At 57.5% G+C, this 25,465-nt stretch carries 40 protein-coding genes and 1 tRNA gene; 21 read left to right on the top strand and 20 right to left on the bottom strand.

Translation table 11 applies throughout. From position 1 onward, the window contains the following. From K369_RS07325 to K369_RS07310, 6 genes are all read right to left on the bottom strand, one after another. The gene (locus K369_RS07325) at nt 1–264 is read right to left on the bottom strand and encodes a pyocin activator PrtN family protein (RefSeq protein WP_036289609.1); all 264 of its coding nucleotides are present in this window, start codon (nt 262–264) and stop codon (nt 1–3) included. Further along, on the bottom strand, nt 261–953 hold the full coding sequence (gene thyX, locus K369_RS07320; RefSeq protein ID WP_036289607.1) for an FAD-dependent thymidylate synthase: 693 nt from the start codon (nt 951–953) through the stop codon (nt 261–263). The genes K369_RS07325 and thyX overlap by 4 nt, the downstream gene beginning before the upstream one ends. A 6-nt stretch (nt 954–959) precedes the next feature. After that, nucleotides 960–1,214, bottom strand: coding sequence for a hypothetical protein (locus K369_RS26305; RefSeq protein ID WP_156967784.1), 255 nt, complete (start codon nt 1,212–1,214; stop codon nt 960–962). Continuing rightward, entirely contained in the window at nt 1,211–1,657 is a 447-nt protein-coding gene (locus tag K369_RS07315; RefSeq protein ID WP_036289605.1) for a hypothetical protein, read from the bottom strand. Before K369_RS07315 ends, K369_RS26305 begins: the two co-directional genes overlap by 4 nt. Further along, the gene (locus K369_RS26300) at nt 1,654–1,851 is read right to left on the bottom strand and encodes a hypothetical protein (protein ID WP_156967783.1); all 198 of its coding nucleotides are present in this window, start codon (nt 1,849–1,851) and stop codon (nt 1,654–1,656) included. The genes K369_RS07315 and K369_RS26300 overlap by 4 nt, the downstream gene beginning before the upstream one ends. 162 nt (nt 1,852–2,013) lie before the next feature. Continuing rightward, entirely contained in the window at nt 2,014–2,562 is a 549-nt protein-coding gene (locus tag K369_RS07310) for a helix-turn-helix domain-containing protein (protein ID WP_084570545.1), read from the bottom strand. 165 nt (nt 2,563–2,727) lie between these two features. Here K369_RS07310 and K369_RS07305 point away from each other — a divergent pair, with 165 nt between their 5' ends. The 13 genes from K369_RS07305 to K369_RS24570 all read left to right on the top strand — a co-directional run bounded on the left by K369_RS07305 (nt 2,728) and on the right by K369_RS24570 (nt 12,823). Beyond that, nucleotides 2,728–3,129 carry a VRR-NUC domain-containing protein gene (locus K369_RS07305; RefSeq protein ID WP_051949129.1) on the top strand — a complete coding sequence of 134 codons (402 nt, stop codon included), beginning with the start codon at nt 2,728–2,730 and terminating at the stop codon, nt 3,127–3,129. Nucleotides 3,130–3,166: 37 nt separating this feature from the next. Beyond that, entirely contained in the window at nt 3,167–3,574 is a 408-nt protein-coding gene (locus K369_RS07300; RefSeq protein ID WP_036289601.1) for a hypothetical protein, read from the top strand. Between the two features lie 106 nt (nt 3,575–3,680). Beyond that, nucleotides 3,681–4,490 (top strand): ATP-binding protein, encoded by an 810-nt coding sequence (locus K369_RS07295; protein WP_084570544.1) that lies wholly within the window; start codon nt 3,681–3,683, stop codon nt 4,488–4,490. 31 nt (nt 4,491–4,521) lie between these two features. After that, on the top strand, nt 4,522–5,064 hold the full coding sequence (locus K369_RS07290) for a DUF669 domain-containing protein (protein ID WP_036289597.1): 543 nt from the start codon (nt 4,522–4,524) through the stop codon (nt 5,062–5,064). 63 nt (nt 5,065–5,127) lie between these two features. Then, a complete protein-coding gene (locus tag K369_RS07285; protein WP_036289594.1) occupies nt 5,128–5,904 on the top strand; it encodes a hypothetical protein in 777 nt (258 codons plus the stop codon). A gap of 2 nt (nt 5,905–5,906) precedes the next feature. After that, nucleotides 5,907–6,155 (top strand): hypothetical protein, encoded by a 249-nt coding sequence (locus tag K369_RS07280; protein ID WP_036289592.1) that lies wholly within the window; start codon nt 5,907–5,909, stop codon nt 6,153–6,155. A 22-nt stretch (nt 6,156–6,177) separates the two neighbouring features. Next, entirely contained in the window at nt 6,178–6,711 is a 534-nt protein-coding gene (locus K369_RS07275) for a hypothetical protein (RefSeq protein WP_036290275.1), read from the top strand. A gap of 46 nt (nt 6,712–6,757) precedes the next feature. Next, nucleotides 6,758–7,018 carry a hypothetical protein gene (locus K369_RS07270; RefSeq protein WP_036289590.1) on the top strand — a complete coding sequence of 87 codons (261 nt, stop codon included), beginning with the start codon at nt 6,758–6,760 and terminating at the stop codon, nt 7,016–7,018. After that, nucleotides 7,012–8,043, top strand: coding sequence for a hypothetical protein (locus K369_RS07265; protein WP_036289587.1), 1,032 nt, complete (start codon nt 7,012–7,014; stop codon nt 8,041–8,043). Before K369_RS07270 ends, K369_RS07265 begins: the two co-directional genes overlap by 7 nt. A 44-nt stretch (nt 8,044–8,087) precedes the next feature. Continuing rightward, nucleotides 8,088–8,267 (top strand): hypothetical protein, encoded by a 180-nt coding sequence (locus K369_RS07260; protein WP_156967782.1) that lies wholly within the window; start codon nt 8,088–8,090, stop codon nt 8,265–8,267. Further along, nucleotides 8,267–10,015 (top strand): DEAD/DEAH box helicase, encoded by a 1,749-nt coding sequence (locus K369_RS25415; RefSeq protein WP_036289582.1) that lies wholly within the window; start codon nt 8,267–8,269, stop codon nt 10,013–10,015. The genes K369_RS07260 and K369_RS25415 overlap by 1 nt, the downstream gene beginning before the upstream one ends. Before the next feature lie 10 nt (nt 10,016–10,025). Continuing rightward, nucleotides 10,026–10,397: a DUF6511 domain-containing protein gene (locus tag K369_RS26295; protein ID WP_210165047.1), complete on the top strand. Its 372-nt coding sequence runs from the start codon at nt 10,026–10,028 to the stop codon at nt 10,395–10,397. Nucleotides 10,398–10,405: 8 nt separating this feature from the next. Then, nucleotides 10,406–12,823, top strand: coding sequence for a DUF3987 domain-containing protein (locus tag K369_RS24570; RefSeq protein ID WP_051949127.1), 2,418 nt, complete (start codon nt 10,406–10,408; stop codon nt 12,821–12,823). Between the two features lie 178 nt (nt 12,824–13,001). Here the strand turns inward: K369_RS24570 and K369_RS26290 are convergent, their stop codons facing one another. From K369_RS26290 to K369_RS27080, 7 genes are all read right to left on the bottom strand, one after another. Beyond that, nucleotides 13,002–13,208, bottom strand: a complete 207-nt coding sequence (locus K369_RS26290) for a hypothetical protein (RefSeq protein ID WP_156967780.1) — start codon at nt 13,206–13,208, stop codon at nt 13,002–13,004. 18 nt (nt 13,209–13,226) lie between these two features. Then, nucleotides 13,227–14,324 carry a hypothetical protein gene (locus K369_RS26285; RefSeq protein WP_156967779.1) on the bottom strand — a complete coding sequence of 366 codons (1,098 nt, stop codon included), beginning with the start codon at nt 14,322–14,324 and terminating at the stop codon, nt 13,227–13,229. Nucleotides 14,325–14,519: 195 nt separating this feature from the next. Next, nucleotides 14,520–15,350, bottom strand: a complete 831-nt coding sequence (locus K369_RS07225) for a ParB/RepB/Spo0J family partition protein (RefSeq protein WP_210165046.1) — start codon at nt 15,348–15,350, stop codon at nt 14,520–14,522. Further along, nucleotides 15,272–15,535, bottom strand: a complete 264-nt coding sequence (locus K369_RS27085) for a hypothetical protein (RefSeq protein WP_198033065.1) — start codon at nt 15,533–15,535, stop codon at nt 15,272–15,274. Before K369_RS27085 ends, K369_RS07225 begins: the two co-directional genes overlap by 79 nt. After that, nucleotides 15,532–15,753: a hypothetical protein gene (locus K369_RS07220; RefSeq protein WP_036289578.1), complete on the bottom strand. Its 222-nt coding sequence runs from the start codon at nt 15,751–15,753 to the stop codon at nt 15,532–15,534. Before K369_RS07220 ends, K369_RS27085 begins: the two co-directional genes overlap by 4 nt. Beyond that, nucleotides 15,750–16,481: a DUF2786 domain-containing protein gene (locus K369_RS07215; protein ID WP_036289577.1), complete on the bottom strand. Its 732-nt coding sequence runs from the start codon at nt 16,479–16,481 to the stop codon at nt 15,750–15,752. Before K369_RS07215 ends, K369_RS07220 begins: the two co-directional genes overlap by 4 nt. After that, nucleotides 16,474–16,659 (bottom strand): hypothetical protein, encoded by a 186-nt coding sequence (locus tag K369_RS27080; protein ID WP_198033064.1) that lies wholly within the window; start codon nt 16,657–16,659, stop codon nt 16,474–16,476. The genes K369_RS07215 and K369_RS27080 overlap by 8 nt, the downstream gene beginning before the upstream one ends. 17 nt (nt 16,660–16,676) lie before the next feature. Between K369_RS27080 and K369_RS07210 the strand changes: the two genes are divergently transcribed. Next, on the top strand, nt 16,677–16,862 hold the full coding sequence (locus K369_RS07210; protein ID WP_036289576.1) for a hypothetical protein: 186 nt from the start codon (nt 16,677–16,679) through the stop codon (nt 16,860–16,862). Between the two features lie 13 nt (nt 16,863–16,875). Here K369_RS07210 and K369_RS07205 read toward each other — a convergent pair. The 7 genes from K369_RS07205 to K369_RS07180 all read right to left on the bottom strand — a co-directional run bounded on the left by K369_RS07205 (nt 16,876) and on the right by K369_RS07180 (nt 19,146). After that, nucleotides 16,876–16,952, bottom strand: a tRNA-Pro gene (locus tag K369_RS07205). A gap of 7 nt (nt 16,953–16,959) precedes the next feature. Beyond that, nucleotides 16,960–17,481 (bottom strand): hypothetical protein, encoded by a 522-nt coding sequence (locus tag K369_RS26280; RefSeq protein ID WP_156967778.1) that lies wholly within the window; start codon nt 17,479–17,481, stop codon nt 16,960–16,962. Next, the gene (locus K369_RS26275; RefSeq protein ID WP_036289573.1) at nt 17,478–18,110 is read right to left on the bottom strand and encodes a hypothetical protein; all 633 of its coding nucleotides are present in this window, start codon (nt 18,108–18,110) and stop codon (nt 17,478–17,480) included. Before K369_RS26275 ends, K369_RS26280 begins: the two co-directional genes overlap by 4 nt. A gap of 149 nt (nt 18,111–18,259) precedes the next feature. Continuing rightward, nucleotides 18,260–18,472 carry a hypothetical protein gene (locus K369_RS27075; RefSeq protein WP_198033063.1) on the bottom strand — a complete coding sequence of 71 codons (213 nt, stop codon included), beginning with the start codon at nt 18,470–18,472 and terminating at the stop codon, nt 18,260–18,262. A 4-nt stretch (nt 18,473–18,476) separates the two neighbouring features. After that, complete coding sequence (locus K369_RS27070; RefSeq protein ID WP_198033062.1) at nt 18,477–18,725, bottom strand: hypothetical protein; 249 nt, start codon at nt 18,723–18,725, stop codon at nt 18,477–18,479. A gap of 17 nt (nt 18,726–18,742) precedes the next feature. Continuing rightward, the gene (locus K369_RS07185) at nt 18,743–18,958 is read right to left on the bottom strand and encodes a hypothetical protein (RefSeq protein ID WP_156967777.1); all 216 of its coding nucleotides are present in this window, start codon (nt 18,956–18,958) and stop codon (nt 18,743–18,745) included. Next, complete coding sequence (locus K369_RS07180) at nt 18,955–19,146, bottom strand: hypothetical protein (RefSeq protein ID WP_036289567.1); 192 nt, start codon at nt 19,144–19,146, stop codon at nt 18,955–18,957. The genes K369_RS07185 and K369_RS07180 overlap by 4 nt, the downstream gene beginning before the upstream one ends. 616 nt (nt 19,147–19,762) lie before the next feature. Here K369_RS07180 and K369_RS07175 point away from each other — a divergent pair. The 7 genes from K369_RS07175 (at nt 19,763) to K369_RS07145 (ending at nt 25,463) form a co-directional block, all read left to right on the top strand. Continuing rightward, a complete protein-coding gene (locus K369_RS07175; protein WP_051949125.1) occupies nt 19,763–20,452 on the top strand; it encodes a terminase small subunit in 690 nt (229 codons plus the stop codon). Beyond that, nucleotides 20,445–20,684, top strand: coding sequence for a hypothetical protein (locus K369_RS07170; RefSeq protein WP_036289565.1), 240 nt, complete (start codon nt 20,445–20,447; stop codon nt 20,682–20,684). Before K369_RS07175 ends, K369_RS07170 begins: the two co-directional genes overlap by 8 nt. A 122-nt stretch (nt 20,685–20,806) precedes the next feature. Continuing rightward, nucleotides 20,807–20,959, top strand: a complete 153-nt coding sequence (locus K369_RS27065; protein WP_198033061.1) for a hypothetical protein — start codon at nt 20,807–20,809, stop codon at nt 20,957–20,959. Beyond that, on the top strand, nt 20,956–22,521 hold the full coding sequence (locus K369_RS07160; RefSeq protein WP_036289560.1) for a hypothetical protein: 1,566 nt from the start codon (nt 20,956–20,958) through the stop codon (nt 22,519–22,521). Before K369_RS27065 ends, K369_RS07160 begins: the two co-directional genes overlap by 4 nt. Further along, nucleotides 22,518–22,943, top strand: coding sequence for a hypothetical protein (locus K369_RS07155; RefSeq protein WP_036289558.1), 426 nt, complete (start codon nt 22,518–22,520; stop codon nt 22,941–22,943). The genes K369_RS07160 and K369_RS07155 overlap by 4 nt, the downstream gene beginning before the upstream one ends. Beyond that, a complete protein-coding gene (locus tag K369_RS07150; RefSeq protein ID WP_036289556.1) occupies nt 22,936–25,245 on the top strand; it encodes a hypothetical protein in 2,310 nt (769 codons plus the stop codon). The genes K369_RS07155 and K369_RS07150 overlap by 8 nt, the downstream gene beginning before the upstream one ends. Beyond that, nucleotides 25,242–25,463 carry a KTSC domain-containing protein gene (locus K369_RS07145; RefSeq protein ID WP_036289554.1) on the top strand — a complete coding sequence of 74 codons (222 nt, stop codon included), beginning with the start codon at nt 25,242–25,244 and terminating at the stop codon, nt 25,461–25,463. Before K369_RS07150 ends, K369_RS07145 begins: the two co-directional genes overlap by 4 nt. Nucleotides 25,464–25,465: the final 2 nt, after the last annotated feature.

Here is a 25,465-nt window from a genome sequence, read left to right as displayed (position 1 = left end):
TCAGTCCACCATCGCCTTCAGCTCTTTTGTCGCCGCCTCACGCCGCGCATCGATCCAATTCGCCAAGTCGTCGATGTGGACGCCGCGCGCCGCCTTCTGGCTCGACGCCTCAATCCTGACGACCGGGATCGCGATTTCCTTGCTTCCGACCTTATCCATGAAGCAGCGCGGCGTAAGGTGGCTGAAATAGTCCTTGCACACGAGTTCGAGCGGGATAACCGCTCGCGCCCCGTATTGCGCCATCAGGAGGAAGCGCGTGTTCATTTCTTGCCTGCCTTCCATGCCGCAAACGCAACCGGCACGATCGGCTCGATCAGCTTCTCGATCGCCTCGGCGTAGACGCGAATTTCGTATTGCGCGTGTGGATCGGATCGGAGGTCGAGGAAGCCGAACAGGTTGCGCAAATCGACCTTCGCGAACATATGCGTGTAGGTGCTGAGTGGGAGAACTGTTCGCGCAAGCTCGCGCGGCCATCCGCATTTCAGGAGCTGACGATACGTGTTGAACGCCTCAGCACAGTGAAGCAGGTAGTCGTTTCGCGCCACGCACCCGGCCGCAGCGGATATCTGGTGTTGTGGCGCGATATCACGTCCCTGCTTATTATCCTTTGACTGCACGCCGATCTTATCCGCGTCTGGCACGTAAAAGATTTCCGGCAATTCGCGGTAGCGGCCGCTCAACTCCGAATACGTCCATGTCCTATGTCGGTGCCACTGGCGAACGACAAATATCGGCGCGAAGACCTCGAACTGGAATTCCACCGACTCGAACGGCGTCGTGTGGCGATTGCGCCACAAATAATGGATCAATTTATGATCCGACCCTTCGTCTTCACCGGCGCGCCATGCAGCATCGTAGGAGACGCGGGCCGCGCGCACGATGGATAGGTCAGAGCCCATATGTTCGACCAAGCGAATGAAGCCGTGGTCGAGAACGTCGATTTTGTCAGTCATGCTCGCTTATCTTTCGTGCTGCGTTCGAATGCCTTGCTTAGCAAACGAGCCGCGAGTTGGGCTGAACTCGTCTAGTGTTGCTTCGATAAGGTGGCGGATTTGCCTTGGCTTCGTCACCCCACATGCGATAAACTGGCCAACAAGCGCCGTCCCATATTCATTGTAGAGCGCACGCATTTCTGGCGTTGCGCTATCCACTTTGCGCATTCTAACGATGCGATGCTGCTGACCAATTTGCTCAGACGACAATCGATGAGTCATGCTCGCTCCATTATCGCAGGCACCGGTCGATCCGGTTGATCCTGATATTTTCCGTCGTAACCGACACACGTTCCGTCAGTGAGATGGAAAACGATTTGCGCTATTGGACTTCCTGCCTTGATCCGCAGCGGCCAAAGCCGATGTAGGGACAACTCCAGGGTGAGAAATCCTTTCCACCCCGGCTCGATCAGGGTATTTTGGCAGGCGAGCCCGCGACGTGCCCACGAGCTTTTGTCGTGGACGACGCCGACCATGTTGAGCGGCATAGAAAATTGTTCTATGGTGCTTGCGAGTCGGAATTGTCCCGGCCAGATGATGAGGTCTTGAGCGATCCGCACATCATATCCGGCATGACTCATGCCGAACGACATTCCGTCGAAAATCGTTCTTGGTTTGAACGGCGTGACGATCGACAGCGGCAGTTTGTGGCCTGGGACTATCATGCCGCATCGCCCTCTTTTTGAGGCGACGGCTTATTTCGTTCCTCCCATTTCAGAATGTCTTTGAATGGTATGGTCATCGACTCCTTTTCGGGCGAGTCGGCGTCGGTTGGGACGATGAGAGCGCGTCCTGTGGATGTGTCGTATTCCACGACTTTTGCGCTGACGATAACCGTCCTACCAATTTTCTGAACCATGTCTGCCCACCAAATTTTCCCGTTAACAATATGAAATATCCGTCGCATTTTAATTAAAGTCAACGGAGATTTTCCGACTCCGATGGTTAATGCCTACGCTAAAGCCATGAAAAAAGCCGCAGACTTTCGCCTGCGGCTTTTGATGCTGAATATCGATGAGACCTATGCCGTGTCAGTTATGAACCAAATGTCATCACCGGATTTCATGGTGACGCGCTTTACCAAAACGCTGATTTGGTTGTGCGTGGCCATCGCCATTGCGTATGCATTTCCTGGCAGGAAGATATCTGGATCGACGATCACGCCGCGATGTAGGCCGGATGCTGCTTTGTCAGCCAGTTCGCAATCGCCACTCATCAAATTCATGCTGATAATTTTTATCTCTCGATTATCGCGCTTACCAACACCCATGATGTTGGCCCTATCGATGTGCAACACGTCTGACGCAGATACCCTCTGCCTCGTGAGCGCGTCTCGCGTCTCTGGCCCGCTCGCCGTGAGCAACCATTGCGGCGTCGTGTTCAGCACATCTGCAATCAGCTCCAACACATCATCGCTCAACCTGTCCTTACGGCCAGACAGGTAGTCGCTGACGTGACTTTTACCAAGCCCCGCCGCTTCATCAAGCGCAGCGGCGCTCATTCGGCACGACTCCATACGCCGTTTGACACGCTTACGGATGACATCCTGGATAGAGCTTGTTTTTCCCATTGTTCCGGTTCCTCGTGATACGCGCAAACAACAACTCAAAATCCGTCATACAATGACGGAGATAAGAAACGCAATGTCGGATTTTTTCAACCACTAATCGCCACCGCGCTTGACATCCGTCGTTTCGCCTGCCATTTTCCGTCATAACGACGGAGCTGGTTTCGTATGAAGACGATAATCACGCGGATCAAGCGGAGGCAGGAAGAGGACGCCATACAGGCGCAAATCTTCGAGCTTTTGCGCGTCGCTGCGATCGATGAACTGATCTATTTCGCTGTTCCGAACGGCGGTAAGCGAGACTGGAATACCGCGAAAACGCTGAAGGATACCGGCGTCATGGCCGGCGTTCTCGACATTATTCTTATAGAGCCGGCACGTCGCATCCCGCACTTCATGGAAGTGAAAACGAAACGCGGCTCGCTCTCCGACGACCAGGAAGATTTCATCGCCCGCCTCCAACACAACGGTCTTCCGTTCGCCGTCGTGCGCTCGCGCGATGAAGCGCAGGACGTGCTGACCGCGTGGGGTCTTCTGCGGGTGAAAACGCATCTCGCCAGTGTGGCGTGAACCAGCGGCACCGCCGCACCAAACCGAGGGAAGAGCAATGAGCGACAACGATACCGTTTTCGACGATCAGCATCACGAGTTCATCAACGACAACGAAAGCGCGATCGTCAATCTCGTCGATTTCATCGCCGACTACACGAAGCTGTCGGCCGCCGAGGTCGCGAAGAAATACGACATCGCCCGCACGCTCGTCGGCAATGGCGCGGCTCTGCTCCAGGGCCTCGGCTTCAATGTCGTCAAGGAAGAGCCCAGCGCCGACTTCGACAAGGAGCTGGCCAAGACGCTGTTCGTCGGCGGTGCGACCACCCGCGCCATCGCCAAGCACCTGAGCGCGCGCGCCGGCGCGGAGGTCAAGACGCACGCCGTGACGGCCTATCTCCGCAAGGAAGGCCTCATCAAGCAATCGGTCGCGATCGACACCATCCTGGCCAAGAAGGCCGCCTAATTCGCCGACGCCGCGCTCGCGGATAGGTGAATGCCCGCCCGGCGTGATTTCTCCGCGCGCCGGGCGGGCCTGATCACACAGCGGGGAAAAGCCGGAGAAAAAACACATGGCAAGACCTCTAACGGGATTGCGGAAGGTCATAAATGATGGCCCGCCACGTATCGTCATTTACGGCCCAGCCGGAATCGGGAAGACAACGCTCGCCTCAGAGTTCCGGGATGCTGTGTTTATACAAGCCTGTGAGGATGGCGCACCGGAAGGTGTCGAACTCGCATCACTAGGAACGCTCGACACATATGGCGACGTGATGAACGCGATCGTCGATCTGCAAGAGAGCGACCATAATTTCATGTGGGCCGTTCTCGATAGTTTTTCGTCGAACACGATGCAGCGCTTGATTTTCGATGAGACGTGCATTCGTGGCGACGAACACGGAAAAAGCAAGAGTAGCATCGAAGACTTCGGGTATGGCAAGGGCTACGCAAAATCCCTTCAGGTGACCCAAGAGCTTCTCGACGAGCTGGCGAAGCTGCGGCGGATGCGCGGCATGGGCCTCATATTCCTGAGCCACAGCAACATCACAACCATGAAGCCACCGGACTCCGTGTCATATGACCGATACGGGCTCGATCTTTACAAAGATATAGTCGGCATGGTTGAGCGCGACGTGGACGCCGTTCTTTTTCTGAAAACACGAGTTTCGTTTCAGGAGGAGGATTTGGGCTTCAAGAAAAAGCGATCAATCGCCAAAGGCGGATCGACCGTATTCGTCCATGCAAACCCGAACCCCGCCCATATGGCCAAGAACCGCTACGGTATCAGCGACTTCATCTACGAGCGCGGGAACGGCTTCGCTGAGCTGGCGAAGTATCTGCCGCCGCAATACGCCGTCGCCGATTCAGAGCAGGCGGCCTGAAATCCACCGCAGCAAAAACAGGAGAAATGTCGTGAGCACTTATGACGACGATGAAGTCTTCGACCCGTCAACTGTCGAGATCGAAGAAATTCCGCTCATCCCGGCAAGAACCGAGGTCACGCTTCAAGCGACACAGGCCGTCGTCAAGGAGACGAAGAACGGCGAGATGTATGCGATCACATTCGAGGTCATCGACGGCCAATACGAAGGCCGTATGTTGTGGGAGAATTATAACTTCCGCAATGCGAGTGAGAAAGCGCAACAGATCGGCCGAGAAAGCCTCGCCAAGCTCTGTTTTGCAGTCGGCGCGGGGGCGTTTCGTAAGTCAGAGGCCGAGCAGGCTATCTGTTTCAAGCCGTTTGTCGGCACGATCGGAATTCGCAAAGGCGAAGGTAACTACGCCGATCAGAACTCGATCAGAGCCTACAAGCCGCTCGATGGCGCGGGGCAACCACCGGCGCGCCCGCAGACCGCCAAACCGCAGCGAGCCACGCAGGCTCAGACGGCAGCGGCCACGCAACAGCAAGCGGCGGCTGGCGGCGGTTCCCGCCCTTGGCAACGGCCGGCGCGCTGACGCCACGCTTCTCCGGGCGGCCTAGGTCATGCAGGGCCGCCCGCTTCCCCACGGAGAACGAATATGGACGAGGCTGACAACGAACGTGCCGTCATCGGCATGAACAACCCTCCGCGCGAGTCGATCATCACCGCGCAGGAAGCGTTCCAACACATTTCCGAATTCCTGAAAGAGCATCCTGTCGTCCAGACGCAGGACGAGGCGAAGGAGACGGCTTCCGTCATCAACTACGCCAAAGGTGTGCTCAAAACGCTCGAAGGTGATCGCGACGGCCTCGTCCGCCCACTGAATGAGAAGGTGAGCGAGATCAACGGCACATTCAAGACGGCGCGCGATCCATTAAAGAAGCTGCTCGATGAAGTGGAAAAGCGGCTCGATGTCTGGATGGACGAGGAGGAGAAGCGCCGTCTTGAAGCTCTAGAAGAGGCGCGCAAGAAGGCCGCCGAGGCAGAACGTCTGGCCCGTGAGGCAGAAGCCAAAGAACGCGAGGCGATCGAGAACGCGGCAGAGGGCGAGTTCACCGATGTCGGCGCGGCCACTGCCGAAGCTGATCAGACGTTCGGCGAGTTCAAGAAGGCGGACAGGGCCGCGCTGTTCGCCGCACGCGACGCGCATGTGAAGATCAATCCGCTCGGCGTCGGCCGCGCGCTCTCGCGCCGCACGACCGAGGAACTGGTCATCACCGATGCGCTCGCAGCGCTGAAGTTCATCCTGGCCGAGCGCAATGACGTGTTGCCGGAGAAGATCGCCGACGCGATCAAAACGGCGGCGCGCGACTATCGCAAGGCGATGGGTGTCCTTCCGACCGGCGTCGAGTCTGTCAAAAGCAAGGGGCTGTGACCATGGACGCTCTCCAAGAGCCGAAGGGCTGGTTCCTCTATCGTGCTGAGCACCAGCACACCAGTATCTCCTACGCGGGAGAAATCCACACGCCGCTGCCACATTACGATGGGCCATGGTTTGTTCAGTTCCAATGGATGGACGGCGGTGGAAGGCTTCGTTCGGGACGCGGCAAGTCGCTCGTCGAAGCGTGGATGAATGCCTGCAAGAAAGTAGAAGAGCAGCCATTGCCATACGGACCGAAGGTGTAAGGCGACACAAGGAGAGATGACTATGATCCGCAATGGACTTCCGCCGACATCAGTCTGGCAACCATGGACGTTTGAGCTTTCATTCATGCAGCAAACCGTTCTCGCTACCGCCGTGCGCGGGCCGGATGGATTGCCGAAATACGGCGGCGTCAAAATGCTGCTGCGCTGGTATCGGCGCTGCGTTCTCGTCTCCTCTCTGGACGGAGAAGTTTTGGCTAACCCGCATGATCATCGCGGCGGCTCCTTCATGGGACCGAGTTACGACGCGCTCGAACGTGGTGACGACTGGGCTCGTGAGATGAACCGAATTCTATCGGACTACCTTCGCGAGCTGGACGCTATTCCGCACCACTTCCAGCTCCATTTGCTGCACTCATTCGAGATCGTCGGCTACAAGCATCCGGCGGTTGAAATTCGCGACTGGTTCCGGGCTGCTTACGTGCGCCTCGTCCATGATATGCACTTGTGGCCGGAGACTGAGGAGCAGCTCGACGAGCGCTTGAACGACACGCGCTCCGGCTGGCTGAAACGCGCCGATCCGGCGACGGTCGCATGACGTGCCAAAGCGTCGCCGCAAGCACATAGCCGTTCGACTCGCGAGAGTGATCGAACTCTTGCGCGGCGGCGACGCGCTCGTGAAGCAGTTTCGCAACACTCGGCAAGGCGAAACACGCATTGAATATCACATGCGAGATAGCGGCGTCGAAATACCGCCTGGAGCGGCGACGCTGGCAATCGTAAGTGGATACATCGAGCCGACAAGCGACGGCCTGTTCGGATCGGCTTCGGCACAAACATTCGTTCTCAAGAAAGGCGCGATCGAGCGCTTCGACAAGCTCTCGCACGAGGATGCGGAATGCTGATTATCGACGAGCCGCTACCGACGATCCGCGCGATCTACGACGCCTACGAGCAGGCGAACGATGAGGTCGAACGCGAATATCTCGGGGCGTCGATCATCGGCGACGAGTGCTGGCGAAAGCTCTATTACACATTCCGATGGATCGTCGAGCCAGAGAAGTTCAATGGCGAGCTGTTGCGCCTCTTCCAGACCGGGCATCGCGAAGAAGAGCGCATGATTGACGATCTTCGTCGGATTGGCGTCCAGGTGTGGGACCGCGATCCTGATGATCCGAAGAAGCAGATCGGCATTTCCGACATTGGCGGCCACTTCAGAGGCCATCTCGATGGGATTGGCCTCGGCTTCAAAGAGGCACCAAAGACACCGCATGTCGTCGAGGCAAAGACACACAGCACGAAATCATTCAGAAAACTTCGCGACGAAGGCGTCCGCAAATCGAAGCCGCAGCACTATGCGCAAATGCAGACATACATGCACTACATGGAGCTGTCGCGCGCCTTCTACATCGCTTATGGAAAAAACGATGATGCGCTCGACGAATATCGTGTCGATGCGCTCTATGGCGAGCGCTGCGAATATGATCCTGTTTTCGCCGCGCGGCTGACTGCCAAGGCACGCTCGATCATCACTGCCGATCGTCCGCCGCCGAAGCTTCACGCCGACCCTGAAGCGAAGATGGCCTGGGCCTGTCGCCAGTGCCACGCTCTCGACCACTGCCATCGCGATCTATGGCCGCGCTTCAATTGTCGGACATGCATCTATTCGACGCCGGCAATGGACGGCGATGCGCGATGGATTTGCGAGAAGCATGGTCACGATCTTTCGCGCGAAGCTCAGGAAAAAGGCTGCGCGAACCATTTGTGGATACCAGACATTGTTCCAGGCGAGCAAATCGATGCTGACGAGGTTGCTGGAACAGTCACCTATGCGCTGAAGGACGGAACGAAATGGGTAGACGGGAAGCTGGACAACTCGAACCTGAAATTTATCGCCTCCGCGACCAGGGAAGCAGCGTCAACAAGATAGCTACCAAACTATCGCTACCAATCTGGACTGTGCGAAAGGCGCTCATGACGGATGATGACCGTAAAAAGAAAGCTGCTTCAGATCGCGCGCGGATGAACGCGAAGTTCGCTCGCACGAAAGAGCCAGATCAGAAGCCGCGCATCGACACGATGGCGATTTGTCGTCGCTTTGCGGCCGGAGAGATCGACCGCGCGGAGCTTTCGCGGCAGTTGAGAGGCGCGTGATGGCTCTTGAACTCAGACCATATCAGCGTGAGGCGATCGACGCGCTCTACTCCTATTGGGGAGGCGGTGGCGGGAATGGCTTGATCGTCATTCCGACCGGCGGCGGGAAATCGCTGATTATCGCCAAGCTTTGCCAGGAGCTTCTCGCGTCATATCCTGATATGAGAATTGGTATCGTAACTCATATACAGGAGCTTGTGACACAGAATGCGTCAGAGCTTCTTTCTGTATGGAACCAAGCGCCTATCGGTATCTATTCGGCAGGTCTAAACCGTAGAGACCTACGATCTAAGATACTATTTATGGGCATCCAAAGTGTATATAATAAAAAGATTAGGCTAGGCGATTTTGATATTTTGATAATAGATGAAGCGCATCTTATCCCAAAAAGCTCAGACACGATGTATGGAAAGTTTATATCTGACTGCCTTGATTCGGTGCCAGATATGAGAATTGCTGGCTTTACCGCTACGCCATACAGACTTGATAGCGGTCTTCTTTACGGCAGAGAAGACTCGATTTTCGAGAAGATTGTTTACGAAGCATTCGTTATAGACCTTATAAATCAAGGATACCTATCGCCTCTGATATCCAAGGCGACGCTATCGCGTATCGACACGAGCGGCGTCCATCGTCGCGGTGGGGAATTTATCCAATCAGAAATTGAAGAGCGGGCGCGCATCCCTGGCGTCATCGAGTCTGCTATTGCTGAAATTATAGAATATGGAAGTGAAAGAAACGGATGGCTATTGTTTTGTTCAGGTAAACAGCACGCAGAAGATATTGTTAAAGAGGTAGTTAGGCATGGAATATCGTGCGACGCAGTGTTTGGCGACACACCAAAAGGATGCAGGCTATCTATATTCAATAAGTTCAAGGCGAAAAGAACAAAATCGTTAGCGTCAGTCAACGTATTGTCAACTGGTGTGAACTTCCCACATGTTGACATGGTGTCGTTGCTAATGGACACATTATCTACAAGCAAATACGTCCAGATCGTTGGCAGGGCATTTAGGCCAGTCTACGCGACTGGATACGATCTATCGACAGTCGCTGGCCGCGTAGCGGCAATCGCATCTGGCCCGAAGCCAAATGCTCTCATTCTCGACTTCGCCGGAAACGTCATGCGCCACGGGCCAGTGGATGCGATCTCCCCGCAGCGCGCCGGTGGCGGATCGTCGAAGAGCAAGGCTGCGACCGAAGAAGACGACACGGTGAAGGCGAAGCAATGCCCGCAGTGTCGCGCCCTCGTCGAGCCGGGGACGCGCATCTGCCTTTGCGGCTTCGAATGGCCAGCGCCGCCGCCGCGCCACGAGGCGCGCGCGGCCGAGAATGTGCCGATCCTGACGACGGAAGCGGCGAAGCCGGCCGAGGTCGAAGTCGAGTCCGTCACCTTCTCCAAGCACGAGAAGATGGGATCGGTCTCAACGATGCGCGTGACATATCACAATGAGATACGCGACTACAGCCAATGGATTTGCTTCGAGCACGACGGCAAGCCAAAGGACATGGCGCGGATGTGGTGGCGCAAGCTCGGTGGGCAAATGCCAGTTCCAACTACGGTCGATGATGCGGTAGCGCGCGCGCCTGACGAGCTTTCGCGCATATCGTCGATCATCGTCCGCCAAACCGGACGCTACCAGGAAGTCGTTTTGGTTAAGACGACGCCTGGGCAGAATGTCGTCAGGCAGAACGCCTATCAATTCACATCAAAAAGCATGGTGCTCGATGATGACATCCCATTCTGAGTTCGACGCCATGCCTCCTTTCATCGGCTACAAATCACTGAGCCCGTCGCACTCGCAAGTTTGTTGCATATGCAGGCGGCGTAGCGATGGAATTGGCGTCTATCTGCACGATCGTCGAAACCCTCGCATCGCCTGGGCCTGCGACGATCATATCGAACTCGCTAACAAGGCGCTCAAAATGCCGCGCAAGGAATTTGACACGTTCGAGACTCAGGCGATCGAGGAGGCCGGCTACGCAGCCGGGCAGTATCTCGACACGATCGGCAAGACCGATCTCGCGCAGCTCGAACAACACGAATGGTTGAAATTCTGCAAAACAATCGTTGACGCCTTCGGCAAGGATTTGTGTAAAAAGGTGGCCTCGTTCGATCCTCCGTTCTAGGTCGCGAAATGCTCGACGATGATGACGTTTTCGACCCGCTCCAATACGCGCCGCCGACTTCCGCGCTCGACGAGCTGCGCGCAATCCCACATTGGGTGAGCTGGAAATATTTCCTGCGTCCAGGCACGACGAAGCCGACGAAGCCGCCCGTCGATCCGAACACTGGCGGCGCAGGCTCGCACAGCGATCCGAAGACATGGGCGGCCTATGAGAAGGCGTGTTGGCGCACGCGCTTCTCGCGCCTCGCGGGCGTCGGCTTCGTCCTGACGGATGGCGACGGACTCACCGGCATCGATCTCGACGCCTGCAGGAACGCAGAGACCGGCGAGCTGGAGCCGTGGGCGGCCGAGATCATCGAGCTGGCGGAGACCTACGCCGAGGTCAGCCCGAGCGGCACAGGCGTCCGCCTCCTGGCCAGAGGGAAGGTCACGAGCGCGACGAAATGCGACGCCGCCCACGTCGAGATTTACGGCTCGCTGCGCTACCTGACGATCACCGGCAACCACATCGACGAGACGCCAGAGGACATCCGCCCTGCTCCGCAGACGATCGAGCAGCTGCTCGCGCGCGTCGCGGCGCACACTCCGAAGGCGGTGACTTCCGAGCAAGGAAATCAGCCAAAACATCAGCAAATCGTAAGGCCGAGAGGCGGTGACCACCGCAGAGAGAATCAGCCTCAAAGCGACGGCAAGAGCTTCTTCCGAGCAGTAAACGAGCGCGCGCTCGCCAATCTCGATCTTTGGGTGACGGCGATCTTCCCGAGCGCCAAATTCCAGCCGAGCACGGGCGCGTTCCGCGTCACATCGAAGTCGCTCGGCCGCCAACTCCAGGAAGACATCGCGCTCGCGCCGACCGGGATTGTCGATTTCGGCGTCGCCGACATGGGTGATCCGCAACAAGGAAAGCGCACAGCCATCGACATGGCGATGGAATGGGGCGGGGCCGAAGACGCTACCGCCGCCGCCAAATGGCTGTGCGACAAGCTCGGCGTGACGGCGGAAGCACTCGGCTGGCGCGACGAGGATGCGGCCATCGCAGAGCTTGCGGCGCAGCTCGGGCGAACGCTCGTCGAGGACGAGGATGGGACGCTCCATGACCCGGAGACCGGAGAGGTTTTCGAACGGCCAGCGATGAGCGCAGCGGCGCGCATGGACGAACGCCTGACGCGCCCGCCTGGGCTCATAGGCGAGATCGTCGATTGGATATGCGCGACCTCTCGCCGACCAAATAGGGCGCTCGCGCTCGGGCCGGCTATCGCCACGGTCGGAGCCATCTGCGGGCGATATTGGGCGGGGCCGACGCGATCAGGAACGAATTTCTATCTGGCGCTCCTCGCGCCGACCGGGGCCGACAAAGAGCACCTCGTGCGCTCGCCTGGGCGGATGCTGGAGGCGATCGGACTGAGCGCGCTTATCGGACCGAAGGAGTTCATGTCGCAGACGGCGATCCAGGCGCATGTGCTCGACACGCCCGTCAGCCTGTGCGCGCAGGATGAGTTCGGAGCGTTCATGGCGCGTGTTCACGCCAAGCGGGCGTCGTCATTCGAGCGCGGCATTTCGAAAGAGCTGCGCGAGCTGTGGGGCCTCAATTTCAACAGCACGACGACGGCAGCCTATGCCTCCCGGAAGGCGTCACATATCTACGCCGCGTCGCTGACGATCCTCGGCGCGAGCAACCCAGATGAATTCTGGGCGGCGTTCGAAGGGGCCGATATTCTAAACGGCTTCCTGAACCGTTTTCTCATGCTAGAAATGGACGATCGCCCGCCGCCGAAGAAGCCGGAGCTAGCCGATCCGAGCATCGTCCCGTCGAGCATCATCGCCGGGCTCCTGGCGCTCCATGCCGGCGGCGATGGCGTCGAGAGCGGAACGTCGGCACAGTGCCTATCGCCTGAAGCGCGGGCCTCGACCTGGAAGCCGGTAATCGTCGATTGGGAGAGCGAGGCCGTCGAGCGCATCTGGCTCGAATACGAGGAGGAGGTTATCGAGCGTCACGGCCAACCTGGGGCGTCAGAGCGAATGCCCTACTACGCGCGCGCCGCTCAGAACGCGATCCGGCTCGCGACGATCCAGGCGCTGGCCCGCCTCGGCGTCGGCGATCCGAAGGTGACGGCGCAGGATGTGAAGTGGGGCATAGAGGTTGCGGAGTTCTCGGCGCAAACGATGCTACGCGGAGCTGGCCTCTATATCAGCGAGACGGATCATCAAAAGAGCGCCAACAATGTGCTCAGAATCATCACGAATAAGGGCGGCTTCGCGAGCTATCGCGATATCTCTCAGGCGCTCAAGAGCCGTCTGAAATCTCGCGACTTGCAGGACGTGATAAAGACGCTACTCGACGGCGGGTTCATCGTCGAGGAAGTCGTCAAGAGCGGAAAGGGCGGACATGCGGTAAAAAAATACCGCCTTGGCGGCGGTATGGATTAGGGCTTGGTCACCAAGGACATCATTGACCCGAGCACGAACAGAACGGCCAGCGGCACGATCGACATGCTGACGATTTCATATATGGCAAGAATCGCGTATTCTATTGTCTCAAAAACGGTTTTCATGGTTGTCGCCCATTGTCGTTAGGAGACAACCATCGTTCATTTATCTCATTTCGTCAAGCTTTAGAGCGATACGTGTCAATCATGGCCACGATGGCATTTTTGTAACCGTCGTAAACCCCATTTGGCGCATCCTTCCATTCGTTAGCCCAATCGACGTGACCGGACAATCGACATAAACGCTCCATCTGCCTTGGCGTAGCTCCGCAGCGTGGCGTTTCTGTCATCGATTCGCAATAACGAACAAACTGGTCGTCTGACATTGTGTCCATTGTCTACACCTATTCACAATCTGGGTTGCGCACAAGATCGGCGGCGACATACTCACCGTCCGACTCCAGCTCATCCGCTATCGTCTCGCGCGTTTTCTCAAGCTCGCCGATCCTGACGACGTATCCGGCGATCATCTCCTCCTGGCCTTCGATGATCTCGCGCGCTGTGCGGAGTTCGTTGCGGAGCGATGTGATCTCATTTCCGTCTCTCACGCCATGCTCTTGCGCTGATGATTGAAGCTTACGAAAGCGCTCGCGCACATCCGCAAGCTCTGCGTGCAATGCGTATCTCACGTCATGCCCACGAAGCATCCCGGCGAATGCGAACGTCTTCGTCTTCCAGTCATCGGTGTCGATGGCTTCGAGCAGCCATTGCGGCTCTTTGTGATACTCGTTCGAGCCAAAGAAAGGGCGAAGTGGAATGATACCGCGCTCGCGGCGCTCGCCTCGCCAGTTCGTGTAGTCTATCGCGAGCGGAACTTCCTTTCGCGCATCGAACTGCGGCGTGGCCATAGCCGCGCGATAGTTCGATCTCTGTCGATCTCTATCCTCGATGCGGCCAGCGCGCATCGACTCGTAGTCATCTTCCAGACGATTGAGCTTGTCACGCGCTTTGTCGCGATCTGCCATTAAGGCAACAATTTTTTCACCTAGTTCGATGCTACGCTTATTCGCGTGATTGAGTTCTTTCGTCAGGCACCCAATGGCTTCTACGAACGGAGATTGGTCCTCCATATTTGTCGTGCCGCCATTTAGTATTTCAACGCAAGCCTCACGGATGGCGGATCGCGTCACGCCACCTTGGCAGTTAGCGAGCGCAGACAGGCCGTCGCGAAGACGCTTGACCTCATCGCTGGCTGCGAAAATTGACGTGTTAAGCTCGCGATTACGCGCTCCAAAATGATCTCGTTCGGCCACAAGGCGCGAAATTGTCGCGTCTCGCTCAGCGATAAGAGGGACGACGATCTTTGATGCAACTCGCCGCGCGTCGTCCTGCCGAAGACTATTACCGTAAGCGACCCACGGAACATAACCATCAACGTCCGACCATGTTTCGTAAATTGCTTGAGCAGCAACTTCGGTCGCCTCCTTCAATGTCTCATCCATCACCATTCTCCTTCGCCACTTTCCGCGCCTGCCGCTCATGCGCGATATCGTTCATGAACCGCACCCATTTCGTGCGATCAGGCCGCCGCCCATCACAGACTCCGTAGCGGATCAGCCAGCGCGCGGCACGCCAACTGAGACAGTGCTTGCGCCTCCAGGCGGCTTTGATCGCCGCGATCTTCCGTGCTCGCGCCATCACTGCCACCTCAGAGCATCGATCGCCGCGCGCACCGCATCATCCGACAAGCCAGAGGGGCGCTTCCGTCCGACGACCGTGCGCAGATCCGCCCACAGCGCATCCTCTGGCTCGATGGACTTCGGCGTGACACGCGCCTTACCTTCCTCCTTGGCCGCGTCGCGCGCCTTGCGGAGCTTCTTCGCGCCCTCCTCCGCGCCGTCTTCGCGGATCACGCGCGCCGCCAGCGAAGCGCTGACCTCGCCGTCTTTCACCATGTTGTGAACTTCGGCCGGGGCGGCCTGGAAGTCGATGATGAACGCCACATATTGCGCCGTCTTTCCGACCCGCCTCGCGATATCGGCAACCGTCAAAGAGCCGTCAAGCGCCATGGCTCTGCGGAAATTCACGCCCTGCTCGATCGGCGTCAGTCGCTTGCCGCTGTTGAAGAGGTTTTGCGAGAGGATGCGATCGACATCGTTCGTTCCGCGCTGCTCGGGAATGCACGGAACGGTTTTGATGTTTGCGCCACGCTCGATCGCAAGCATCGTCGCGGTCAGTCGGCAATGGCCATCGGACACGAAAACGTCGTCGCCTTCCGAGAAGATCACGAGAGGCTGTTTGACGCCTTCCATGGCGATGCTATCAGCCAACCATTCGATGTGCTCGCGGTTGTCGTCGGTATTGAGATCGCGCGCATTGAGATCGGGTTTGATCTTGATCTTGCGCGGATCGAAGTTGAGGAACGTGCCGCGCGACTCTGCGATGGATTTCAGGTCAGCCATGATCCGGTTCTTTCTTCTTTGTGGAGCGCAAAGACGACATCCTTGCCGACCTGCGTCAGCTTCCACATGACGTTTGATGCGTTGATCTTTTCCTTCTCGACGAGATCTAGGTCGAACAGCGCGTTGAGGGCGTAGCGAGCGCGAGCGCATGTCATCGCACTCCCACCTGTGACCCAAAACGTAGTCGCCCAATTCGTCGCGGTGTCGAGGCGATCCAAGCATTGCTTCATGTTGTTAGTGAGGACACTCATGATCCATGCCCTTCTTCAGTGTGGATCGCCTGCTCACATATCTCCTTCAGCGCTTCCGCAATCTTCAGGTCGAGCGTCACAGTGGAGCCATCGTCAGAATGCGTGATGGCGAATTTCACATGCGCGAGATAGCCGCGAATTTGGCGTGAGTTGCGCCACTTCGGGCCGGCAATCTTCACGGGCGGCTTCTTGCCAATAGCTGGAATGAATTTGCTCATCCCACCCTCCCGATCATCAACACGGGCTGCGAATTGTCTTCGATCGGACGGCCAATCGTCGCTCCGTCGCCAGCCTTCGAGCCAGAGATGAAAGCCATCGGATCGAGCGTCGCCTTGCTCTCGTGCGCCTTCTTGAGCTTCATATTCAGCTCGGCGTAGGCTTGCTCGACGAGCGCATTCTTGACGACGACGAGCGCCGTTCCGCCGACGATCGGCGAGGCGGCGTCTGACGCCGCTTTCATCGCGCGCAGGCGAATGTTGATGCGATTGCAGCAGCCGAAGATGAAGCCATTGCGGGCCTGGATAGATGCGCCGCGATCTCCGGTCTTCTTCCGCTCCTTCATGTAATCGTCAGCGGCGCTTCTCACGAACTGAGAAAGCGTGGAAAGCAAAAACTTGGCGAACATGACATCGCTTTCCAAGCCGAAGAACGTCGTCGTCGCCTGAGCATCGTGGCGTCGATGCGTATGCCACGCGCGGCAATTGCAGAATTGCGCGATGTTCTCGGCTAGATTGAACGGTATTCTATCGCGCCGGCTGTGATCGACACATCCTTCGCCGGGCTTCTCGCCGTCGAACGTCACATCGGCACTGGCGATATCGTGCTCGTCCATGAGCTTGCGCGCCTTCTCCAGCGCGATCATCGCTTCAGCTTCCGTGCAGCCGTTCTCGGTCGTCTTGGACATGAGCGCTTTGATGCGATCAATGAGCTTCTTGCGGTCATCCATTATTCCGCGCCTTCTTTTCGAATGTCGATACGAGCAACTGCCGGATTGCCTCTGGGCGCGACGGCTTGTCCACTCTGCCGCCGCGCCAATTGTCGAGCGCCGAGATCATCGCCGGCGTCATGGTGACGAGCACGCGCCCACTGCCGCTCAACGGGCGGCCCACCTTTGGGGTTTTCACGCTGCAATCCTCATTGCTTGCCGGCGGGCTCGCTCGACCTCGATTGCCTGCTTGAACAGGCGCTCGACATCGACGAGCTGGAATTCGGCTTTCAGCGCGACCTTGATCGGATCGGCGTCGTCGAGGTTTTTGAGCGGGCGCAAGCAGCGCGCTATCGCACTGATTTTCGCCTCGCGTTCGAGAAGGAGCAGAGCCACGATTGAACTCCATGAATGTTGGTCGGGCGAGCCGGACTCGAACCGGCGACCTCTGACACCCAAAGTCAGCGCACTACCAGACTGTGCTATCGCCCGTTGTTGGTTATTCGACGCCTTCGACGAGCGTCACGATGATCTCTTCGCTGCCATAGGACAGCAAGCCGACATCGCGCTCGCGCGTTCCCGGAGCTTCGCTGATATCGCTGACTGTGACGACGCGGCGGTAGATGGCCAAGTCGCAATCACTATCCAGTGTCTTAATGATGCTTCCATTCTCGACGCCCGCAAACTCGCGCTTCGTGACGACGATCCGCGAGCCTTCGAATTTTGCCCGATCTAGAACGTCTTTGATGGCTTCCTTGCGGTGCCAGACGTGCTCGGCGTCTATGCTACGAAACGCCATATTGAGAGCGTCGTGAGCATTGACGAGCGTGCCGATGGAGAACGTCAGTTGCTCGCGCATCTTCGGGGCCGAGCGCAGGAGTGGATCGGCGTTGACGGCCAGCGTGAGAAGCTGACGCATCAAATCACGCTGGTCTTCTGCATCGACGCTTCCATTCAGCATCGCATCAATGCTGGCGTCGCTCGGAGCCCACGGGCCAGTGGGGGATTTCCGCTCGCTCATCGGCCCGCCTCCGCAGCGGCGATCTCGACCTCGATGGCGGACAGGCAGGCGTCGGTGATCTTGTCCCACGCCGCCCGCGCCGCCCGCGCCGCCGCCCGCGCCGCCGCCCACGCCGCCTCCGCCGCCGCCCGCGCCGCCCGCGCCGCCGCCCGCGCCGCCGCCCGCGCCGCCCGCGCCGCCTCCGCCTCCGCCGCCGCCTCCGCCGCAGCCCATTCGTCTCGCGTCGGGATATCTCCGCCGATCTCGCGGTCGATCATAGCAATGACACTGGAGCACGACTGGCTCTTATCGTGTGGCAGTGCAATCTCCAGGCTCGCGCGCAGCGTTTTCAGTAAGACACGACGCCACGCGGCTTCGCCGAGCACATGCCAACGGTTGGCTGCGGCGGCGTAGCGCTGGATCATCGCCGGCCACACAGCGAGCGATCCTTTGTCGTCGAAGCTAGGCGTTATCGTAGCGAGCCACCCGGGCATGAGATCGGCCGGGCATTTCGACGGGCGCATTCCCGGCGCGATGGCGGCAATCAAGCACGCCGTCTCACGCCCGTCGTCGTCGTGGCTTTCCCACACATTACGCACGATGCGCCCTTCGGCGACGAACTGGTTGAAGCGGGTAAGATCGAAAGGCATCTGTCAGTCTCCGGTTGAAGTCGATAATTTCAAATATCGGAAAATATCCGTCGTCGTCAAGTGGCGCGTCGTGCTTTTTCCGTCGTCGCAGTCAAAAAAAGAGCGGGCCGAAGCCCGCTGCTTTTGGTTTTTTGACTGGCCAGGGTGAGTTATTTCCGATCTCCAGACCAGCGATATGCCTGATAGTCGCCGAGTGTGGCAAAGCACATATAGCCGCCACGGTATGGCATGAAGACATTCGCCCAGGGGAATATCTTGCGCGCTTCCTCGGCGCTATCACAGCGCGCGGTTCCGACGCTGTAATCAGGACCGGCGGCCGGATCGACGCCAACGATCATGGCGTTTTGTTCGGTGGGTTCCATTGTATCAATCTTTCTCAGGAAGAGGATGATCGACGTAATTTCCTGCCTCGTCTCGCGGGCGGCAAGCGACATATCCGTATTTTCCGTGCTTCTCGACGACGCAACCCCGAAAGTTCGCATGACGATGAAGCGCCTCAACCGTGATACCGCACAGAGCGGCGCGCGATTTCTTGGCAGAAGCCCACCCACGGCGGCCATCGCGGACCTCCCGGCATTCGTTGATGAACTTCGAAAGTTCGGCATTGTCAGCCATCTCGTCAGCCCTCCAAATCAACGGGTTTTCGGCAGTATCCAAATCGCGACGCATTTGGCGAACTCGCGAAAGGTGGTAGAGCGGCACATTTCAGCGAACGTGTCGTAGCCGGATCGATATTGCGCGAACAGGTCGAGCGCATCGTCCTTCGATTGCGCAACCGTCTCGAATAGGCGCTCTTGGCAATCTTCGTCGCGGTAGATGGCGTATGAGTTGATCGTTTCCACGCTCACTTCTCTTCTCCAGCCTTGGCGACAGCATTCGCGCCTTCACGGATGAAATGGAGCACGCCCTTCGTGCGAGACGGCGGGTTGGCCTGCCGGCGTCGCCACGCATCGACCTCCGTCAGGATATCGACCGGCACATTGACGAGCACCGGGACGGTCGCCGCTCGCATCGCGGACTCGCGCTTATTTTCCATTTTGGCTAGCTCCTTTTGTGAACTTATTTACGTATGATATTTATTTAAATTGCACAGTCAACGGATTTTTTCCGTCGATCGCCGTCTCACTTGGTCAAGTGAGGATGGTTTTCGAGCAAGTGAGGATCAGCCCAATTCCTCACTTGGTTCTAGGTATTTATTCCTGACATAAAGACATGTGCATATGTGCATTTCTGCTAACGTATTGATTTCATTAGCTTTTTCTTCTCTTATATTTAATATATATTTAAAATTACTATAGGAAGAAAGACAAGCAGAAGCAAGTGAGGCAAGTGAGACAGGGTTTGGAGTGGTTGCTGCCTACTTTGTAGGCGCTCATCTTTTAGGCAGAGACCTCTCTAGGAGTCGTCTCACTTGCCTCACTTGACCTAAATTAGCCGATATCAACGGCTTAGGTCATCCTCACTTGCATTCCTCACTTGCTCAAATCGTGCCTCACTTGACCAAGTGAGGATCGGCTCGGAGAGCAAAGCCGGGGCTTGCTTGAGAGGAAAATCCGTCGTAAATCAGACGAGTGACGGAATTTCTCCGTCAACGTGAGCGTCGGTTTCGAGTTTGTCAATCGTCATTCGAATAGAGAATGTGAAATTCTTCGATGGCCGCCAAATCGACCAACAACAAGCATGAACTCAACGCAAGGCAGAGAGCCTTCATTGAGGAATACTTGATCGATTTGAATGCCACTCAAGCTTATATTCGCGCTGGTTATTCGGCGAGAGGGAACGCTGCGGAAGTAAGTGCGGCGAAGCTGCTAAGACATCCTCAGGTATCAAAGCGTATCGAAGAACGTAAGAACGAACTGCAAGTTCGAACCGAGGTTACTCAAGAGAGAGTGCTGAAGGAACTTTCTCGACTTGCATTCTTCGACATCGGAAAAGCCTTCACTGAGGAAGGAACGCTTCGCCCTATTCACGAGATCGACGAAGATACTCGTCGCGCGCTCATGGGTCTCGATGTTCTACAGGTGACGGAAGACGGGCAGCTCGTCGGCACGATGAAGAAGGTCAAGCTGGCGAACAAGATAGACGCGATCGACAAGCTGATGAAGCACCTGGGCATGTTCAGCCCGGTCCGCGTCAAGTTCGACGATCCTCTCTCAGTGCTCGTCAAACAGGTGCAGGGCTCGTCTTTCAAGCCGACTGGGCAGACGCAGCAGTCGAGCGAACAGAGCGTGACAGCGAGCGCGGAGAGCGTCGCCGAGCGAGCGCTGCGTGAAGCAGCTACGACCGGCGCGAGCTTCATGTCGATCTTCCCAGGCGCGGCGATGGAGGACGACGATGGCTGACGCTTATGGAATTTTGCGGGGTCGAACGCTGGCCGACGCCTACACGGAAAACGAGAAGATCGACAGCGAGCGCAGGTCGATCTTGTGTGTTGTATGCGGTCATTCTGTGGATCGTCTCATGAAGCATAGAGACGACGAAACCATGTCATGGATCACCGAAGTTAGATGCCACGGGAAGGCAGAAATTCACGAAGGCGGCATGTTCGCTTTTAGGTGCGAGGCGGCCAAATGAAATCGCCTCAGCGCCGCATCAAGCGCAGCCTCCCGCAGTTCGCCGAGCAGCCTCGGCAATCGATCGAAGCGCTCGACCCGCACGCGCGAGCCGCCTACGCGATCATGCGGACGAGCGCCGGAATGACGGTCGAGCAGATCGTCGAGCGCTGGCAGATCGAAGGCTGGAGCAATGCGAGTCAGCAAAGCAAGATCGCTGCGGCGAATATGGCGCTCAAAAGCCTTTCTCGCGCGCGCTATGCGCGTCGGATCGGCGACGAGTGGAGCGTTGTATGAGCGTCGGCATCGACTTCGTTCCGAAATCGAATGAAGACATGGCGCTCGCGCTTGCCGATCCGATGTGGCGCGTGTGCTCAGGCCAGCTCTATCGCATCCTCGTCAAATCGCCTGACGAGATCACAGGCGAGACGAATATCGCGTTCAAGCCGAACAGAGCGCAGCGTCGTTTGCTCGCATCGCTGTGGCACCGCAATCTGATCTTGAAGGCTAGACAGCTAGGGTTCACGACGCTGATCGCCATCCTCTGGCTCGATCATGCTCTGTTCAACAGCGATCAACGCTGCGGCATTATCGCGCAAGATCGTGAGAAAGCGCAGGAGATTTTCCGCGACAAGGTGAAGTTCGCTTACAACAATCTTCCAGAAGTGCTGCAACAGGTAATGCCGCTCGAAAGGGACAGTGCTAGCGAGCTTCTATTTGCGCACAACAACTCGTCAATTCGCGTCGCCACGTCGATGCGATCTGGAACGATCCATCGTTTGCACATTTCAGAGTTCGGCAAGATATGTGCGAAGTTTCCAGATAAGGCGGCAGAAGTCGTTACCGGATCGTTGCCATCTGTCCCGCTAGACGGGATTACGATCATCGAGAGCACGGCCGAAGGGCAAGGCGGTGAGTTCCACGACATGACGAAGCGCGCTCAGGCGCTCGCCGAGTCGAAGGCAGAACTGACGCTGCGCGACTATCGTTTTCACTTCGCGGCGTGGTGGCAGGCTCCTGAGTATCGGATCGATCCGAGGGGCGTCATCATAACCGCCAAGGATCATGAGTATTTCGATATCGTCGAGTCGAAGATCGGACAAAAGCTCGCGATGGACCAACGCGCTTGGTATGTCGCAACGCGCAACAGCGACTTCGCCGGCGATCCTGAGAAGATGTGGCAGGAATATCCGAGCTACCCGGAGGAAGCGTTCAAAGTCTCGACAGAAGGAACCTATTACGCTGTTCAGCTCGCCGCCGCGCGACGCGATGGAAGGATCGGCAAGGTTCCATTCGTCTCTGGAGTTCCGGTCAATTCGTTTTGGGATATCGGAGCCGGAGACGGAACGGCGATATGGTTTCACCAGAAGGTCGGAGCAGAGCATCGCTTCATCGGTTTCGAAGAGGCTTGGGGTGAGCCCTACTCGTATTTCGTCGGCAAGATGCAGTCGCGCGGATGGATATGGGGAACGCATTATCTCCCGCATGACGCCGACCACGTTCGCCAACAAGGAACACGCCTAGCGTCGCCGAAGCAGATGCTCGAAGAGATCGCGCCTGGGTGGAAGTTCGAGATCGTTCCGCGCGTGGACGATATTCAGCACGGAATTCAGATGACGCGCGATGCGTTCTCCAAGTGCTGGTTCGATGAAGAGACATGCCAATCCGGCCTTGCGCATTTGGCGATGTATCGCAAGCAGTGGAACGAGCGCCTAGGCGTGTGGTCTGACGTTCCTCGTCACGACGAGCACAGCGAGGCTGCGGACTCGTATCGTCAGTTCGCACAGGGTTGGGCAGAGCACGCCGTTTCGTCAGGGATGAGGCCGCGTCGTCGAAACACGTCTGGAATGGCAGCATGACACAGCATGACCTCGATTTGACCAAGACGCATTTCGTTCGCACGTTCGGCGACATCACGGCGATAGGAGCGTGGTTCGGACAGAAGAAACGGCCGGCGCTCGTTCTCGCTCCGACAGCGCGGCTCGGCATTGCGCCAATCATTCCGTGCGTCGTTCCGCTTTCGAGCGCCTGGAAGTGGGCGGAAGAGACGGGCGACGGAAGGCTGTGCGCTCGCCTTTCTGTGAGCTTCGCAGACTATCTCGGTCTCAACTCGGCGAACGTGCGAGACGTAATGCGCGTCACGTCGATAATTCGCGAGTGCCTCGGCGATCTCATTTCAATGCCGCCGAAGCCGATCGAAGACAGCATTGTCGTCGCCGATATCATCCGCACTGACGAGAGCGGCAAGCAGCAACATCACGAGGTCATCGAAAATGTTTGACGATCCGATGGATAGCGGCTTCGACCTCAAGAACTCGAAGAGAAGCGGGACGGCGATCGATAGATTGCCTGTCATCAAGGACGCGCAGTCGGCGGCGGTGAAGTCGCACAAGCTCGACAGCTTCGATATGCAGCAGCTTCATCATCGCTTGATGGCGTTCTACATCCGCGAGCTTCGCCGGCAGGAGACGAACCGCTATGAGCAGGATCGCGATGAGGAGTTCTACGACAACAACGCTTGGAGCGACACCGACAAACAGGTGCTCAAAGAGCGCGGTCAGGTGCCGCTGAACTACAACGTCATCGCGCCGATGGTGAATTGGATCACCGGAACGGAGAAGCGGACCAGGACAGACTATCGCATTCTGCCGCGCCGCAAGGATGGATCGAAGCCGGCCGAGCGCAAGACGCAGCTCATGAAGTATCTTGGCGACGTGAACCGTTTTGGCTTCGCCAAGAGCCGCGCATTCGAGGATGCGGTGAAGGTCGGCGTCGGTTGGCTAGAAGGAGGCGGGCAGGACGAGAGCGACGGAGAGATCGTCTACGCCCGCTCCGAGTCATGGCGCAACATGCTGTGGGATAGCGCTTCAATCGAAAAGGACATGAGCGACTGCCGATATGAAATCCGCGTGAAGTGGGTCGATACGGATATAGCCGACTCGATGTTCAAAGATCGCAGCTTCATCATCCATCAATCAGCTATCGAGTCGGATCGATTGCTGATTGATAGCTCCATGGGCGACACGCCGATGGATACGATGGAGATTGCGGACGGAACGTATAGAACCGACCGCCAAGATTTCGACTATCGCCGCAAGCGCCTTCGATTGATAGAGATTTGGTTCCGCGCTCCAGTCAATGTTCGCATCCTGAAAGGCGGAGACTTCGGCGGCGACGTTTACGAGGAAGGCCACCCGAGCCACGATGAAGCCATCTCCTCTGGCCAGTCGGTTGTCATCTCCAAGGTGAAGATGCGAATGCACTGCGCTATCATGGCGCAGAAAGGCTTGCTGTGGGTTTCGCAGAGCCCGTATCGCCACAATGATTTCCCGTTCACGCCAATCTGGTGCTACAGGCGCGGAAAGGACGGGCTTCCATATGGCGTCATTCGCGGAGTGCGCGATCTTCAGGACGATGTGAACAAGCGCGCATCGAAGGCGCTGCACATCCTCTCGACGAACAAGACGATCATGGAAGAAGGAGCTGTGCCTGACATCGACGAATATGTCGAGGAAGTCGCGCGGCCTGACGCGGTGATCGTTAAGAAGAAGGGATATGAGCTAGAGCTGAATGTCGATCGCGATCTATCCGAAGCGCACATGCAGCTAATGTCGCGTTCCATCGAGATGATCCAGTCGGTATCTGGCGTCACCGACGAGAATATGGGCCGGCAGTCGAACGCAACCTCTGGCAAGGCGATCCAGGCGCGGCAGAGCCAGGGCTCGCTTGCTACGACCGGCATATTCGACAACCTTCGTCTCGCGTCGCAGATGCACGGCGAGAAGGAGCTGTCTCTCATCGAACAGTTCTTCACCGAGCAGAAGGCATTCCGCATCACAAACATGCGCGGCACGCCTGAGTATGTGAACATCAACGACGGAATGCCGGAGAACGATATCGTTCGAACGAAGGCTGATTTCGTTATCAGCGAGGACGACTGGAATGCGACGATCAGGCAGAACCAAGTCGAAGAACTCATCAAGCTGTTGATGGAACTAGCGCCGGTCGCCCCGCAGATCGTCGTCGTCATGCTCGATCTTCTCGTCGAGAAGATGGACATCCCGAACCGCGACGAGATCGTTCGCCGCATTCGGCAGGCGACTGGAATGCGCGACCCAGATCAAGAGCAGCCGACGCCAGAGGACATCGCGAAGGCGAAGGAGCAGGCTCGCCAGAAGCAGCTACAGGACGCGATGCAGCAAGCCGAGCTCGACGAGAAGGTCGCGAGCACGCAGCTAAAGAGAGCGCAGGCCGGAAAAGCGCAGGCCGACGCGAACGACAAGGCGCAGCGGATCGCAGCCGAGCTGGCTGGTCTCAACGTCGAGAGCCAGAAGGCTGCGATCGAAGCAGCGCTTCTCCTCGTGGGCGCTCCGCCAGCAGCCGGCGTCGCTGACGGCTTGCTGCATGAGGCCGGCTTCAAGAGCCGGTCCGAGCAGGAAGACGAGGCGAGCTTGCAGCAGGCGATGGAGCAGCACGCACAGCGCCAGCAAGCGGCCGTCGCCACGCAGCAGGCGCAACAGCAACAGGTTCAACAGGCTGGCAATGTCGCCGGTCAATTGGAGCAGCAGGGGCTAGGACAATGAGTTTCACGAAGGTCAAGTCGTCGATGATTTCCGAGGTCGCATATGACGAAGCGGCGGCGGTGATGCACGTCAAGTTTCCGAACGGAAAGCAATACAGCTATTTCGGCGTGACGCCGAAGCAGCACCAGGAACTCATGAAAGCCGAGTCGATCGGCAAGCACTTCGGCGCGCACGTTCGCGGGAAGTTCGAGCACAAGATGGTGGAGGCTGCGAAGTGAGC

The sequence above is a fragment of the Methylosinus sp. PW1 genome, assembly GCF_000745215.1.
In the GTDB taxonomy this organism is placed as follows: domain Bacteria; phylum Pseudomonadota; class Alphaproteobacteria; order Rhizobiales; family Beijerinckiaceae; genus Methylosinus.
Note: the sequence above shows the minus strand (reverse complement) of the source record. Positions and strands in the feature narration are given on the sequence as shown.

Excerpts from the sequence above, each read along its gene's own strand:
- K369_RS07305 (WP_051949129.1), top strand. The coding sequence starts at position 2,728 with ATGAAGACGATAATCACGCGGATCAAGCGGAGGCAGGAAGAGGACGCC.
- K369_RS26275 (WP_036289573.1), bottom strand. The coding sequence starts at position 18,110 with ATGCCTTTCGATCTTACCCGCTTCAACCAGTTCGTCGCCGAAGGGCGC.
- K369_RS27085 (WP_198033065.1), bottom strand. The coding sequence starts at position 15,535 with ATGAGTGTCCTCACTAACAACATGAAGCAATGCTTGGATCGCCTCGAC.
- K369_RS26280 (WP_156967778.1), bottom strand. The coding sequence starts at position 17,481 with ATGAGCGAGCGGAAATCCCCCACTGGCCCGTGGGCTCCGAGCGACGCC.
- K369_RS24570 (WP_051949127.1), top strand. The coding sequence starts at position 10,406 with ATGCTCGACGATGATGACGTTTTCGACCCGCTCCAATACGCGCCGCCG.
- K369_RS07160 (WP_036289560.1), top strand. The coding sequence starts at position 20,956 with ATGAGCGTCGGCATCGACTTCGTTCCGAAATCGAATGAAGACATGGCG.
- K369_RS07175 (WP_051949125.1), top strand. The coding sequence starts at position 19,763 with ATGGCCGCCAAATCGACCAACAACAAGCATGAACTCAACGCAAGGCAG.
- K369_RS26305 (WP_156967784.1), bottom strand. The coding sequence starts at position 1,214 with ATGACTCATCGATTGTCGTCTGAGCAAATTGGTCAGCAGCATCGCATC.
- K369_RS07315 (WP_036289605.1), bottom strand. The coding sequence starts at position 1,657 with ATGATAGTCCCAGGCCACAAACTGCCGCTGTCGATCGTCACGCCGTTC.
- K369_RS07155 (WP_036289558.1), top strand. The coding sequence starts at position 22,518 with ATGACACAGCATGACCTCGATTTGACCAAGACGCATTTCGTTCGCACG.
- K369_RS07170 (WP_036289565.1), top strand. The coding sequence starts at position 20,445 with ATGGCTGACGCTTATGGAATTTTGCGGGGTCGAACGCTGGCCGACGCC.
- K369_RS27075 (WP_198033063.1), bottom strand. The coding sequence starts at position 18,472 with ATGGAACCCACCGAACAAAACGCCATGATCGTTGGCGTCGATCCGGCC.
- K369_RS07280 (WP_036289592.1), top strand. The coding sequence starts at position 5,907 with ATGGACGCTCTCCAAGAGCCGAAGGGCTGGTTCCTCTATCGTGCTGAG.
- K369_RS07265 (WP_036289587.1), top strand. The coding sequence starts at position 7,012 with ATGCTGATTATCGACGAGCCGCTACCGACGATCCGCGCGATCTACGAC.
- K369_RS26300 (WP_156967783.1), bottom strand. The coding sequence starts at position 1,851 with ATGGTTCAGAAAATTGGTAGGACGGTTATCGTCAGCGCAAAAGTCGTG.
- K369_RS07285 (WP_036289594.1), top strand. The coding sequence starts at position 5,128 with ATGGACGAGGCTGACAACGAACGTGCCGTCATCGGCATGAACAACCCT.
- K369_RS07215 (WP_036289577.1), bottom strand. The coding sequence starts at position 16,481 with ATGGATGACCGCAAGAAGCTCATTGATCGCATCAAAGCGCTCATGTCC.
- K369_RS07325 (WP_036289609.1), bottom strand. The coding sequence starts at position 264 with ATGAACACGCGCTTCCTCCTGATGGCGCAATACGGGGCGCGAGCGGTT.
- K369_RS25415 (WP_036289582.1), top strand. The coding sequence starts at position 8,267 with ATGGCTCTTGAACTCAGACCATATCAGCGTGAGGCGATCGACGCGCTC.
- K369_RS27065 (WP_198033061.1), top strand. The coding sequence starts at position 20,807 with ATGACGGTCGAGCAGATCGTCGAGCGCTGGCAGATCGAAGGCTGGAGC.
- K369_RS07180 (WP_036289567.1), bottom strand. The coding sequence starts at position 19,146 with ATGGAAAATAAGCGCGAGTCCGCGATGCGAGCGGCGACCGTCCCGGTG.
- K369_RS07275 (WP_036290275.1), top strand. The coding sequence starts at position 6,178 with ATGATCCGCAATGGACTTCCGCCGACATCAGTCTGGCAACCATGGACG.
- K369_RS07260 (WP_156967782.1), top strand. The coding sequence starts at position 8,088 with ATGACGGATGATGACCGTAAAAAGAAAGCTGCTTCAGATCGCGCGCGG.
- K369_RS07310 (WP_084570545.1), bottom strand. The coding sequence starts at position 2,562 with ATGGGAAAAACAAGCTCTATCCAGGATGTCATCCGTAAGCGTGTCAAA.
- K369_RS07220 (WP_036289578.1), bottom strand. The coding sequence starts at position 15,753 with ATGAGCAAATTCATTCCAGCTATTGGCAAGAAGCCGCCCGTGAAGATT.
- K369_RS07295 (WP_084570544.1), top strand. The coding sequence starts at position 3,681 with ATGGCAAGACCTCTAACGGGATTGCGGAAGGTCATAAATGATGGCCCG.
- K369_RS27070 (WP_198033062.1), bottom strand. The coding sequence starts at position 18,725 with ATGGCTGACAATGCCGAACTTTCGAAGTTCATCAACGAATGCCGGGAG.
- K369_RS26285 (WP_156967779.1), bottom strand. The coding sequence starts at position 14,324 with ATGGATGAGACATTGAAGGAGGCGACCGAAGTTGCTGCTCAAGCAATT.
- K369_RS07300 (WP_036289601.1), top strand. The coding sequence starts at position 3,167 with ATGAGCGACAACGATACCGTTTTCGACGATCAGCATCACGAGTTCATC.
- K369_RS07145 (WP_036289554.1), top strand. The coding sequence starts at position 25,242 with ATGAGTTTCACGAAGGTCAAGTCGTCGATGATTTCCGAGGTCGCATAT.
- K369_RS26290 (WP_156967780.1), bottom strand. The coding sequence starts at position 13,208 with ATGTCAGACGACCAGTTTGTTCGTTATTGCGAATCGATGACAGAAACG.
- K369_RS26295 (WP_210165047.1), top strand. The coding sequence starts at position 10,026 with ATGCCTCCTTTCATCGGCTACAAATCACTGAGCCCGTCGCACTCGCAA.
- K369_RS07150 (WP_036289556.1), top strand. The coding sequence starts at position 22,936 with ATGTTTGACGATCCGATGGATAGCGGCTTCGACCTCAAGAACTCGAAG.
- thyX (WP_036289607.1), bottom strand. The coding sequence starts at position 953 with ATGACTGACAAAATCGACGTTCTCGACCACGGCTTCATTCGCTTGGTC.